Source organism: Acinetobacter sp. NIOH-H-8 (assembly GCF_046635365.1).
Classification (GTDB): Bacteria; Pseudomonadota; Gammaproteobacteria; order Pseudomonadales; family Moraxellaceae; genus Acinetobacter.
In genome coordinates, this window is sequence record NZ_JBHDVN010000067.1 from 1 (window position 1) to 13,400 (window position 13,400).

Below are 13,400 nucleotides of genomic sequence, written 5' to 3' on the forward strand. Positions count from 1 at the left end.
CAATACCAGCGCACAGCCCAAAGAATGATTTCGCCCTGAAAATGCCGACCATGGAAAGGATTCATATGCTGCACCTTTAGCTAAAACAGTCTTCAGCTTACCATTCGTGGTTATTTGCAACAGTGCCGTTTAAAGTGCGTGTGATAAATAGAAGTGTAATACAGGAAAATGGTAAGGTTTATCAGCCTAGTCATCTGTCCATTATGTAGAAAGAGCAGCACTTTAATGTTTATGCTGTTCCAATGTATTACATTCCGTACTTTCTATTTGTAACGTAATTTCAGTAATACTATGATTATGTTTTAGAACTTCTAAGGCCTTTTGATAGAGTTGATCTGTATTGCTATTCGGAGCAACCAAATGAGCAGTTAAATGAATATTTTTTGAGGATATAGCCCAGACTTTCAACTGATGAATCCCTTCAACGCCCTCTAGCTTCAATAAATCATTTCTTAACGACTCAATATCAATCTCATCAGGAACTCCTTCAAGCAGAATATTAATACTTTGTTTTAATAAAATCCAAGTTCGAGGTAAGACCCAGAAGCCAATTAACACAGCGATTACGGTATCAACCCACATCCACTGGGTAAAATAAATAACTATTCCTCCGATAATCACGCCTATCGATCCTAGAGCATCACTAAGAACTTCTAAATATGCACCTTTTATATTTAGACTTCCTTCAGCACTAGCAGAAAGGATTTTCATTGAAATCAAATTTACGACCAAACCAATGACCGCGACAATCATCATTTCAACACTTTGAATTTCAGCAGGGTTCGTAAAACGTTGATAAGCTTCATATACAATATATATTGCTACCACAAAAAGCATCACCGCATTAAACAGAGCCGCTAAAATTTCAAATCGCTGATAGCCAAAAGTTCTTTTATCATCTGCGGCTTTTTTACCAATTTTGATAGCGGCAAGAGCAATAGCTAAAGCGGCTACATCAGTAAACATATGAGCTGCATCAGATAACAAAGCCAAACTTTGGGTAATAAAAGCAGCGACAACTTCTACTATTAAAAAAGTAGTCGTTAAACCTAAGGCAACCATTAACTTCTTACTATTTTCTTCAGTAACAACCGCATGGCTATGATCATGATGTTCTGACATAAAATATTTTCCTTATTCTATTTATGATGAGCAGAGATATTGGATAACAGCCAATATCTCTGCTGTAAATCGACTAATCTATTGGATTAAGAAACTTTCTTTTCATTCATCCAGCGGTACAGTACGGGCAATAAAACCAATGTAAGCAGGGTAGAGGAGATAATTCCTCCAATAACCACTGTTGCTAAAGGTCTCTGTACTTCTGCCCCAGTTCCGGTTGCCAAAGCCATCGGGACAAACCCAAGGGACGCCACACAAGCGGTCATCAGCACAGGTCTAAGACGCAAAATTGCACCCTGCCACGTTGCATAATAAAGGTCATATTGTTGTCGCAACTCTTTGATAAAGGTGAGCATGACTAAGCCATTCAGTACAGCCACCCCCGATAGTGCAATGAAGCCAACCCCTGCTGACATGGATAATGGAATGTCACGCAACCACAACGCGATTAAGCCTCCACATAAGGCAAACGGTACACCACTAAAGACCAGTAAGCTTTCTTTGATATTATGGAATACAGCCATCAATAAAATAAAGATCGTCAACAATGCGAGCGGAACCACCAATTGCATACGCGCTTTTGCAGACATCAGATTTTGAAATTGACCGCCATAATCTATCCAATAACCGCTTGGTAATTCCTGTTTGGATAACGTGCTCTGAAGCTCTGTTACGAATGAGCCTAAATCACGTCCTTCTACATTTGCAGTAATAACCACTCGACGTTTACCATTTTCACGGCTGACCTGATTAATACCCAGGATATTTTCAACGCGTGCCACATCTTGCAGTTGGACTAAACCACCATTCGGCAATTGAATAGGAAGTACCGCTAACTGTTCAGGACTACGCTGGGATTCATCTAGACGGATGACAAAATCAAAACGCTTGTCTCCCTGTAAAATTGTTCCAACATTCTGGCCACCGACACTTGTAGCTACCAGATCCTGAATTGCTCTTACCGACAAGCCATATTGTGCAGCTCTGGACTTATCCACCTCTACATTCAACAAGGGTAAGCCACTGGTCTGTTCTACATTAACGGCTGTCGCGCCTGAAATTGAGTTAATTTTTTGAGAAATTTTATTCGCTTCGCGATTTAGAATCTCCATGTCATCACCAAATAATTTGACACCCACATCACTTCGCACCCCTGAAATTAACTCGTTAAAGCGCAGTTCAATGGGTTGCGAGAACTCACTGTTATTTCCCGGCAATGTCGCTAAGAAAGTAATCATTCTTTGGCGAAGCTCATCAATCGTTTGTTTTGGATCAGGCCATTCATCATGAGGTTTTAACAGTACCACGCCATCTGAAATGTTGGGTGGCATAACATCTGTGGCCACTTCTGCTGTACCGGTACGAGCAAAGATCGCTTTAATTTCAGGAAATTCTTTCAACAGTAACTTTTCAGTATTTTCCTGCATTCTCAGTGACTGTTCTAACCCTGTACTTGGGGAACGCATTTGCTGAACAGCAAAATCACCTTCACCCAGTTGAGGTGCAAACTCGCTACCTGTTTGAGTGGCTAGCACGCCCGTAAGCACTAAAATACAGGCAGCCACAATAGTCACAAATAAACGAAGCTCATAGGCTTTATCTAAAAGCAGTTCATATTTGGTTTTAAGCCAATGCATCCAGCGACTTTCGGTTTCCTTGACTTCTCCAGTGACAAATAGGGCAACTGCGGCTGGCACAAAAGTGACAGATAAAATCATGGCCCCAATTAAAGCCAGTACAACAGTCATTGCCATAGGATGGAAAAGTTTGGCTTCTACACCCGTCAGGGTAAAGATAGGTAGATAAACCACCAAAATAATTAACTGTCCAAAAATCAGAGGACGACGCGCCTGTTTTGCAGCCAAGAAGACTTCTTTAAATCTTTCAGAACGGCTAAGTAAACCACCTTTCAGCTTCTGAGCTTCTGCTAGCCGACGGATACAGTTTTCTACAATAACCACTGCACCATCAATAATAATACCGAAGTCCAGTGCCCCTAAACTCATCAGATTTGCACTAATCTTCTGCTCTGCCATTCCCGTCAAGGTAAACAGCATTGACAGTGGAATAACGCAAGCCGTGATCAGCGCAGCACGGAAATTACCTAGAAAGAGAAATAAAATAACAATGACGAGGATTGCACCCTCAATCAAATTTTTCTGAACGGTTTTGATCGCCCGATCAACCAAATGCGTACGGTCATACACAGTCTCAATCACCACACCTTTAGGTAGCGATTGCTGGATCGATTGCACCTTTTCATCAATGGCTTGAGCAACGGTACGGCTATTTTCTCCCATCATCATCATGGCAATACCCAATACAGTTTCTTCACCATTATAGGTTGCAGCCCCTGTTCTTAAGTCATGACCAATTGAGACATTGGCGACATCTGCCACCCGAATCGGATAGCCGTTTTTATTGGCAATACTGATGTTCTGGATATCTTCAATCGTGTTTAAAGTGCCGGGAACACGAACCGTTAGCTGTTGTCCATTTTTCTCAATATAGCCAGCACCACGGTTTTCATTATTCTCTGTTAAGGCAGTTTGTAAATCAGACAAAGGAATTTGCAATTGTTGCAATCGGTTCAGATCAGGGGCAACCACATAGGTTTTATTAAAGCCACCGATACTGTTGATCTCAGCAACGCCTTTTACGCGCTGTAATTGCGGTCTTACAATCCAATCCTGAATTTCACGTAAATCCATCGCCGAATAAGGGGTTCCATCCGGCTTTTTAGCATTTGGTTCGGCTTTAATCACCCATTGATAGATTTCACCTAAACCTGTCGAAATAGGCGACATGTTAGGTTGCACATCTTCAGGCATTTCTCCCATTGCTTCTTGCAAGCGCTGGTTGATAAGCTGTCTGGCCCAGTAAATATCCGTGCCATCTTCAAAAATGATGGTCACTTGCGATAAGCCGTAGCGTGAAATCGAACGGGTTTGTTCCATTTTCGGCATGCCTGACATGGCATTCTCGATTGGATATGTAATCCGCTGTTCCATTTCTAAAGCCGTAAAACCATTGGCTGAAGTGTTAATCTGCACCTGAGTATTGGTAATATCTGGTACAGCATCAATCGGTAACTTTTGATAACTATAAATACCAATAGCAATCCAAGCCGCAATAAACAGCATGACCCAGATTGCGTTATGGATAGAAAACTGGATCAGTCGATCAAACAGTCCTTCAGGTTTTACCGATTCGTGGTCTGGAATTTGAGGAGTTTCAGTGCTCATGTGAAGCCTCTCCTTTTTCCAGCTCGGATTTCAGTAAAAAACTGCCTTGAGCGGCATATTTTTGTCCCTGACTAAGCCCACTCACCACTTCAATCCATTGGCTCTCCCCAGATGATTGCCCTAATTTCACAGGTTGCGGACTGAATTCAACTTTTTGTCCATGCTGAGTGGCGACAAAAACCACATCTTTTCCATCGACATTCTGAACTGCGGACTTAAGTACCCGTAATGCGGTACTTTCACTCCGTTGTTGCAACTGTACGTTCACCATCAAGTTTGGACGTAATTCGGTTGCATTCGATTCAACTTTTGCTCGCACCTGAAGACGACCTGTTTGAATATCCGCTTCAGTATTTAAAGTCTGAATAACAGCTTGATAAACCTTTTCTGTTTGCAAGGATTTAAATTCGATCTTTTGATTCGGGGCTAAGCCCATAATTTCAGAATTTGGAACAATAAACTCAAGCCAGAGTTGATCTAACCGGTCTATCGTAAAGAGTTGATCGGCTAACTGAACATTTTCCCCGAGAACCAAATCCTTTTTACTGATCACGCCAGAAATGGGAGCTTTCAAAATATAGCGTCCGTTACTGGCATTCACTGCACCAAATGCACTTAAACGTGATTGGGCCGCTTGAACCTGAATTTGTGCCCGTTTATAGCTGTTATAAGCACGTTGATAGTCCTGTTTTGCTGAAATGCCCTGTGACCAAAGCTGACGCTCACGATCATAGTCTTGTTTCGCCAGTTCAAGGTTGGTTTGTTCAATTTTAAGATTGGCCTGCTGATCAACTAGATCAGGAACAAGCAACGCAGCCAAAGGCTGTCCTTTCTGAACTTTTTGACCGAGTTCTACATAGACATTTTCTACATGACCACTAAAACTCGGTGAGACGTGCGCTTGCTGGTCAGTATTCACATTCAGTTTGGCAGGATAAGAACTTAATTTAACCACCGGGCCTTGATCGACCGCTGATAATTGTATGCCCTGTTCCACCAGTTGCTTGGCAGTCAGGCTCACACCTTCTGCATGCTCTTCGGTTTCACCGCCATGTTCTTCTCCGCTTTCTTCCTCTGCATGTTCATCTGATGTTTCCGATTTATTCTTACCAGTTAAGATCAAAAAAATACTGAGGAGTACGGTAGCGCCGATAACCAAACTAATCAGTAGAGGTTGAGAGATTTTTCCGCTCTGTTTTTTTAAGCTGTTTTTAAGATCGAACATGTTAATTTCCCCCACCAATGACAGGCATGGCCTGTATGTCTTGCCATAAGTTTTGATTGATTTGTGCAATAGCATCTTTCGACATGACTTCACTTGGGCTAATGCCTAAGCTCAAACTTTCTGCTTCAATGGCCTTTTGCCAGCCATCCCGTAACAACTGGACTTTACGCAGACGGATGTCTTGTAATTGAAGCGTGGCTTGCTGAACATCGGTTAAAGCAAACTTGCCTGCCAAGAAACCTTGTAGCGTCTTACTTTGAACTTGAGTCGCCAAAGGAATTTGAGTCTCGTCAACGACTTTGAATTGCAGCTCTAAACCCTGCAACTCGGTTAAAATTGTGCCTATTTGCAGCGCATTTTGCTTCAGATAAAACTCTTTCTGACGCTCTAATAAGTTCATTTTTTCTTGCGCGATTTTTATGCCATTTTGCTGACGATCGAAAATATTAAGCGGTACACTGACTCCGACTACTAATTGATTTTGTGTGGAGTTTTCCAAGGATTGGGTGCGGTTGACACCTAGGTTTAAAGTGGGGTTAGGACGTGCCTTTGCCCTTAGTTGATCAACCGTTGCTTGAGACTCTAATACCAGTAAAGCTCGATATTTCTCAACGTAGTTTTCCGCTAAATATTCTTGAACCTGTTCATGAGTCGATTTTGGCCAGAGCTTTTGTGAAGAGAGGTTTACCTGCAATGACTTATCAGACGTACCCCATAAATTTGATAATTGTTGGGTGGCCACTTGTACCTGTAAGTCTGCCTGTCTAAAAAGACGGATATTTTCAGCATGGCTTAAACGTGCGCGATTTACATCTACTTGGGCAATACTGCCTGCATTAAAGCGCTTTTCGATTGCTTGAAGGTTTTCTTGGCTCACCCGAAGTTGTTCATTGACAATGTTTTTTTCAAGTTCAGCAATGGCCAGTTGTGACCATACATATTTCACTGCAAGCTCAATTTGTGCTTGATAAATCTTCTGTTTCAGCGCTGTTTTATCTGTAGAGAGACTGGCTAATTTTTGGTTTGCTCTTCGCTCACCAAAAATATCCAAGGGTTGTGATATGCCAATGGTAAGCTCTTTTTCATTATTTGAACCAAATCCCGTTTGTTCAACTGACAGTTCAGGATTTTTAAACAGCTTACTTTGCTGAAGATTCGTGGCATTAATGCTGTTTTGCGTTTCCCAGAAATTTTGGGACGCTTGATATTGGTTAACCTGCTCAATAGCTTGCTGCAGCGTTAAATCTTGAGTACTGGCGACTACGGAAGTACTGAAGCTGATCATTGCAGATAGCAAGATACCGCTACCTAAGGCTGACCAGGATAAATTCAGGATGGAGGTATCCTGATGTAATTTGTTTTTTGACATGAAAATGCCCCACGCATAATGAAATTAGGAGTGGTGGGCTTTTATAAGACTACCCCACCAATAGTAGGGGCAAATCGGGAGGCGGGGTTAATTGATCCAGATAAGGGGGTTTATAAAAAGTTATTCCCAAATAAGTTGGGGTAATGCCGGTCTCAAAATTAGCTTTAAGCTTCAGATCATCGGGTGGGTCAATCTGAATCACGATTGTATTTGAGAAATGACTGCACTTTTCGTTAAAACAAACCTTCTGACAATAGTCATAGATTTCTTTATAGTTTTCTAGGGAATAAAGTGCTTGACGAGGACTATCACTCTTTTCGTCTAAATCGATTGGATTAGAGAGTATTGAATTGGGTATGTTTGGCATTTCATGCAGACACGCAGCCTCTGCCACACTCCAAATATTCTGGAATGTGAATAAGAGTACCAATATCTGGATTAGAAATGTTTTTCTCTTCATACACAAATCTGTATTTAAAACACCAATAAGAAGCTGTCCAGATCTATCAAAGATCTGATCACAAAATTTAAGTCACCTTAAACTTTTTGCAGCCTTAAGTAAAGATATACAGAATTTTTGAAAAAAGCATAGGTCTAGATAATCAAGCTAGATTTTTTAGAACTCCACATTGGTCAATTGTACATAAGCCATCACAAGTACCTCTTAAATCAGATAATTGTTCAATAAGCTTTTGTTGCTTGATTATATTTTCTCTGATAGCACTGACATGTAAGTCAATTAATTCATTCACATCTGAACAATTTTTCTTGGGATTATCTTTATAGGTGAGTAATTGACGAATTTCATTCAAACTCATATTTAAAGTTCGGCAATTCAAAATAAACTTAATTCGCTCAACATAGCCTATATCGTAAAGGCGGTAATTTCCTTCCGTTCTTTCGGGTTCCGGAATTAAACCTTCCTTTTCATAAAACCTAATTGTTAATACTGAACATGAGGTTTTTTTAGAGAGTTCACCAATTTTTAAATGCATTGAGTTGGTATTTCCAAAAAATCTTGACTCTATAGTAACTATAGGGATTCTAATATTCAAAGTTTATAAATTTTTTTAATGGGTATAACTATGAGTGGCTGTGGATGTAGTAAAGAAACACCATGCGAAGATAAGAAATCTCAACAAGAAAATCATCCATCAATTGCAGAAGCAAGCAATTCAAAGAATTGTGATAATACGCCTAGCTGTTGTGGTGAAGAGGAAGAAGAAAAATCTTCATCTCCTTGCTGTAACACTTCAAACAGTTGTGAAGATACCGCTCAATCCTGTTGTGGTTCTGATCCCAAAGAAAATTTAAGCACTGAAAACGTTTTAAAAGATTCGCACTACATGAGTGAATACTTAGTTCCCAAAATGGATTGTTCTGCGGAAGAACAGATGGTTCGTATGGCGCTATCTTCAATTGATGGTGTTCAAAAACTCATCTTTGATTTACCTAACCGGTCTTTAAAGGTTCTACATAATCAAAAAGATGAAAATATAACTACCAAACTTGAAGCTTTGGGTTTTGGTGCAAAGCTTGTGAAGACTGAAACTTATATAAGCAATCAACAGGCTAAGCAAACAAGTACCTATACCATTCCTAAAATGGATTGCTCTGCTGAAGAGCAAATGGTCCGTATGGCTCTTGCAGATATTGAAGCAGTTAAAGGTCTTACTTTTGATCTTCCCAATCGAAAACTGAAAGTCTTCCATAATGAAGGGATTCAGCAAATTACGGCTAAACTCGAAGGACTGGGTTTTGGGGCGAAACTTGATGAAACACAGCTTTCTACAGGCGATATACCTAATGAACCTGATCCTGTGAGACAAGCTAAAGTACTTAAACTGTTATTAGGCATTAATGCTCTACTGTTCTTTATAGAATTCATCAGCGGAATTATTGCTGCGTCTACAGGATTGATTGCTGATTCTCTAGATATGTTTGCCGATGCAGCCGTTTATGGTATTGCGCTATATGCCGTCGGAAAAGCTGCGAAATATCAAGTGAAAGCAGCCCATTTCGCAGGTTGGATTCAGTTATTACTTGCTGTCATCGTGATTATTGATGTCATTAGACGATTCATGTTTGGAAGCGAGCCAGAATCAACGCTCATGATTGTTATTGGCCTGCTCGCACTTATAGCTAACGTGACATGCTTATATCTTATTTCTGGTCATCGAGAAGATGGCGCACATATGAAAGCCAGTTGGATTTTCTCGGCGAATGACGTTGTCGTAAATATGGGCGTTATATTTGCCGGTGTACTCGTGGCGTGGACGGGATCAGCTTATCCAGACTTAATCATTGGCATCCTGGTTTCTTTATTCGTGCTTAATGGTGCTCGAAAGATTTTGGCTTTGAAGTAAGAGTATCGAAAATGAATCTATTTCAAGTTAAACAAAATCAGATCGTCAAAATTAGAGATCTCAAAAAAGGTAATCAATACAGTCATACCACTGATCCCGTATTGGAACGGCTCCAACTATTAGGTTTTAGAGAGGGTGAAACTCTACAAGTACTCGCTAAAGGTGTTTTTGGCGGAGATCCTGTTTTAGTTCAGATTGAAACTTCAAGATTCGCATTAAGAAAGAATGAAGCTGAAAGAATTTTTGTAGAGTTAGTATCCAATGAAGATTAAGAATATTGCATTAGTCGGTAATCCAAATTGCGGAAAAACCTCTTTATTTAATACACTTACTGGTACGCGACAAAAAGTTGCCAACTATGCTGGGGTTACCGTAGAAAGAAAAGAAGGTTCTTTTAACTTACCTTCTGGTGATGCAATACGAGTATTGGACTTACCCGGAACTTACAGTTTAAAACCTAGTAGTTTAGATGAAGAAGTCACCAGGGCAGTTTGTTTGGGCGAGCTAAAAGGTGAAATTCTACCCGACATTTTTATATGCGTCGTAGATGCCACAAATTTAAGCTTACATTTGAGCTTGGTTCTCGAAGTTCGTGCTTTAAATCGCCCTATGATTCTTGTATTAAATATGATGGATGAGGTCAAAAAGCGTGGTATTTCCATTGATAAGGATAAACTGTCTCAACTGTTAGGTATCCCTGTAGTTGAAGCTGTCGCAGTTAAAACAAAAGGAATTCAAGATTTAATTAATCAATTAGATCAAAAAAATCTTTTTATTACTCCTTATCATTCTGAATTAAGTCATTTTGAACAGGTCAAACAAATCACCAAACAAGTTATTTTAAATAATGACAATGGTGATAAAAGAACCGCATTTCTAGATAAAATTTTTCTACATCCTGTATTAGGTTTAGTAATCTTAACTTTAACCATGTTTGTGATGTTCCAAGCGGTATTTATATGGGCAACACCTTTTATAGAATTCATTGAAAATTTTATCGTATGGCTCAGTGATTTTATTGGACCACTAATCCAACATCCTCTATTAAAAAGCTTGGTAGTCGATGGGGTAATTGCTGGCACAGGTAGCGTGCTTGCATATATGCCTCAGATTTTGATTTTATTCTTCTTCATTTTAATGCTTGAAGAGTCAGGCTATTTACCCCGAGCAGCATTTCTTTTAGATAAATTAATGTCTAAAGCCGGGCTTAGCGGCCGTTCATTTATTCCTCTGCTATCCAGTTTTGCTTGTGCGATTCCCGGAATTATGGCAACCAGAAGTATCAGCTCTGAACGGGACCGATTAGCAACAATTATGATTGCACCATTGATGACCTGTTCAGCAAGATTGCCCGTATATGCTTTATTGATCGCGGCATTTATTCCCAACCAATTAATCTACGGCTGGTTAAGTCTGCAAGGATTAGTCCTTTTTGGTCTTTATATGTCGGGAATAGTCTCAGCGTTATTAGTTTCAGTCTTTCTGAAGTTGGTTCGAAAAGATAAAACTGAAAGTATTTTTATTTTTGAACTTCCCACATACCGAATTCCAGATATTAGAAATATTGCATTAGGCTTATATGATAGGGCAACTATTTTCTTAAAACGAGTTGGTGGCATTATCGTTGCGCTGTCTATCTTGTTATGGGTGCTAGTCACGTTCCCTCAACCACCAGATAATGCAACCATGCCGGCCATTAACTATAGTTTAGCTGGTCAGTTAGGGCATTTAATTCATCCTATATTTGCGCCTATTGGGTTTACATGGGAAATATGTATTGCACTCATTCCTGCTATGGCAGCAAGGGAAGTTGTAATTGCTGCTCTTGGGGTGATTTATGCGATGTCAGGTGATGAAGATACAGTAACTCAAAGTCTGTTAAGTCAAATTTCAGGCCCGGATGGATGGGGGTTAGCCACAGGTTTATCATTATTGGTATGGTTTATTTTTGCTCCCCATTGTCTTGCTACGTTAGCAACAATTAGACGAGAAACTGGCAGCTGGAAACAGCCCATCATTATGGCAACTTATTTGTTTGCATTAGCCTACATCTTTTCATTCATCACATATCAAGTTGCGAGTAATCTTTAATTAGCAAATGAATAAAATAAGGGAGCTAGCTCCCTTATTTTATTGAAATACTCACTATAAATGAAGCGCTTTTACAAGAAAAACTGTATAGATATCAATAATATTAAACAGCTTCCTAAGAAAACTTCTAATTTAATTATAAATTATGAAAGAGTTCCCTCTTTTTAGTGCAATTCATGAAATTAGGTTTAAATATCAAAAATTATGGCTTAATGAAGAGCATAATCTTGTAGACACTTTTAGTGAAATAATAATCAAAATATTGGAATGCTCCCAGTAGCCTAGACACAAAACCGATTCTAAAATTCTTATACTCGATATGGATAATTATTCTGAAAATTTTTTAGTATTAATTTCTTGTAGATAAGTGAAGATCTCATCTACTGTAGCTCTCGCTGTTCTAGAAACGCCAATTAATGTTGCAGATGCCATACCTGTCCAATCTCCATATCCAACTAACCACAAGTTAGGTAACTTAATAGACCTTCCATTTTGAACTTCTACAAAGTTATCTCGCTCTACTATATCTATACTTTTTAGATGATTTAATGAAGCCTTAAATCCAGTACACCAAATAATCACATCAATTTTCTCTTTTTTTCCATCTGGCCAAATAACTGCATCTGTAGCTAAAGATTGAAAAGGTGGACGGCTATGTAAGACTCCTCTATTCCTTGCCTCTTTGACACTATCGATCATCACAATATCACCTAGGCCACCTATTGGCTGGTCAACTTTTCTTCCTTCTTGTTGTACTTTTAAACGCTCAGTTGCTCTTAAAAACAGTACTCGACCATCGACATCATCAGGTAAAAATTGAGGCGGAGTTTTTGTGACCCAAATGGTTTCAGCAACTTGTGAAACCTCAGCGAGTATTTGCGCGCCCGAATTCCCCCCACCCACCACGATGACTTTCTTATCTTTAAATGAATCTGCATTCAGGTAATGGGCTGAATGTAACTGCGTGCCTTGAAAGTTTTCCTGTCCCGGATAATCAGGAATAAACGGCTGGCGCCATGTCCCTGTTGCACTGACCACCACCTTGGCTCGCCAAAACTTTTCTCCAGCATATACGTCTAAATACTTTCCCTTCGATTCCACACGATCGACATGTACTGGACGAACAATCGAAAATTGATATCTCTGTTCATAAGCCGATAAATACTGGATCACCTCATTTCGTGTTGGATAGGTCTGTTCAGTGATGGGCATCATCCAACCGGATAGAGAACTCCAGGTATTAGGAGAAAAAAGACGCAATGACTCCCAGGTATGCAGCCAGGCACCCCCCGCTTGATTTTGCTCATCCAATATAATGAATGGGATTTTCTTGCGCTTTAAAAAATAAGCGGTAGATAAAGCGGCCTGCCCACCACCGATAATGATCACATCAGTTTCAGTCTGTTTCTGGTTCAAAGCCTTCACCTTTTCCTTATTTATCTCTGACTTCTTTAATGTAAAAACCCAATCATGAAGACTGGGTTTTTACAATATTCATTGTACCTTTAACAGCACTTCATCGGTACAGCATAAAAGTGTTACTGACCTGGCAATGAGGCGCAGTATTTAATACCATCCAGCATTTATAAACTGCGCTGATTTACACGCTTGGACAACTCTTCAGCCGATTCCTTGCGTTCAGAATAACGATCTGTCAGGTATTTGCTTTGTCCACGAGTCAGTAGGGTGAACTTAAATAACTCTTCCATCACATCCACAATCCGGTCATAGAAAGCCGAAGGTTTCATTCGTCCATCTTCTTCAAACTCCAAAAAAGCTTTTGGAACTGAAGACTGATTTGGAATGGTGATCATCCGCATCCACCGCCCCAAAATACGCATCTGGTTCAGGCTGTTAAATGACTGTGATCCGCCACTGACTTGCATCAAGGCAAGAGTTTTACCTTGGGTAGCACGGATTGCCCCTCCTGCCAGTGGAATCCAGTCGATTTGAGATTTAAAGATTGAACTCATAGAACCATG

At 39.9% G+C, this 13,400-nt stretch carries 11 protein-coding genes; 3 read left to right on the forward strand and 8 right to left on the reverse strand.

What is annotated here, in order from left to right:
• Window positions 1-222: 222 nt before the first annotated feature.
• The 6 genes from ACEWB7_RS15685 to cadR form a co-directional block, all read right to left on the reverse strand.
• Complete coding sequence (locus tag ACEWB7_RS15685) at window positions 223-1,122, reverse strand: cation diffusion facilitator family transporter (protein ID WP_411580955.1); 900 nt, start codon at window positions 1,120-1,122, stop codon at window positions 223-225.
• An 86-nt stretch (window positions 1,123-1,208) separates the two neighbouring features.
• Window positions 1,209-4,367 carry an efflux RND transporter permease subunit gene (locus ACEWB7_RS15690; RefSeq protein WP_004733184.1) on the reverse strand — a complete coding sequence of 1,053 codons (3,159 nt, stop codon included), beginning with the start codon at window positions 4,365-4,367 and terminating at the stop codon, window positions 1,209-1,211.
• Window positions 4,357-5,592, reverse strand: coding sequence for an efflux RND transporter periplasmic adaptor subunit (locus ACEWB7_RS15695; RefSeq protein ID WP_004281853.1), 1,236 nt, complete (start codon window positions 5,590-5,592; stop codon window positions 4,357-4,359). The genes ACEWB7_RS15690 and ACEWB7_RS15695 overlap by 11 nt, the downstream gene beginning before the upstream one ends.
• Before the next feature lies 1 nt (window position 5,593).
• The gene (locus ACEWB7_RS15700; RefSeq protein WP_004281854.1) at window positions 5,594-6,961 is read right to left on the reverse strand and encodes a TolC family protein; all 1,368 of its coding nucleotides are present in this window, start codon (window positions 6,959-6,961) and stop codon (window positions 5,594-5,596) included.
• A 49-nt stretch (window positions 6,962-7,010) separates the two neighbouring features.
• Complete coding sequence (locus ACEWB7_RS15705; RefSeq protein WP_004733191.1) at window positions 7,011-7,421, reverse strand: hypothetical protein; 411 nt, start codon at window positions 7,419-7,421, stop codon at window positions 7,011-7,013.
• Between the two features lie 142 nt (window positions 7,422-7,563).
• Window positions 7,564-7,956, reverse strand: a complete 393-nt coding sequence (gene cadR / locus ACEWB7_RS15710) for a Cd(II)/Pb(II)-responsive transcriptional regulator (RefSeq protein ID WP_004281856.1) — start codon at window positions 7,954-7,956, stop codon at window positions 7,564-7,566.
• A gap of 90 nt (window positions 7,957-8,046) precedes the next feature.
• Here cadR and ACEWB7_RS15715 point away from each other — a divergent pair, with 90 nt between their 5' ends.
• The 3 genes from ACEWB7_RS15715 to feoB are packed head-to-tail and all read left to right on the forward strand — an operon-like array spanning window position 8,047 to window position 11,418.
• Entirely contained in the window at window positions 8,047-9,327 is a 1,281-nt protein-coding gene (locus ACEWB7_RS15715; protein WP_005407391.1) for a cation transporter, read from the forward strand.
• An 11-nt stretch (window positions 9,328-9,338) separates the two neighbouring features.
• Complete coding sequence (locus ACEWB7_RS15720) at window positions 9,339-9,599, forward strand: ferrous iron transport protein A (RefSeq protein ID WP_004665962.1); 261 nt, start codon at window positions 9,339-9,341, stop codon at window positions 9,597-9,599.
• Entirely contained in the window at window positions 9,589-11,418 is a 1,830-nt protein-coding gene (gene feoB / locus ACEWB7_RS15725; protein ID WP_242759799.1) for a ferrous iron transporter B, read from the forward strand. Before ACEWB7_RS15720 ends, feoB begins: the two co-directional genes overlap by 11 nt.
• 327 nt (window positions 11,419-11,745) lie before the next feature.
• Here feoB and ACEWB7_RS15730 read toward each other — a convergent pair whose 3' ends face one another.
• Window positions 11,746-12,834 carry an ArsO family NAD(P)H-dependent flavin-containing monooxygenase gene (locus ACEWB7_RS15730; RefSeq protein WP_026444402.1) on the reverse strand — a complete coding sequence of 363 codons (1,089 nt, stop codon included), beginning with the start codon at window positions 12,832-12,834 and terminating at the stop codon, window positions 11,746-11,748.
• Between the two features lie 167 nt (window positions 12,835-13,001).
• On the reverse strand, window positions 13,002-13,400 hold a 399-nt coding region (locus ACEWB7_RS15735), incomplete at its 5' end, for an NAD(P)H-dependent oxidoreductase (protein ID WP_411580956.1).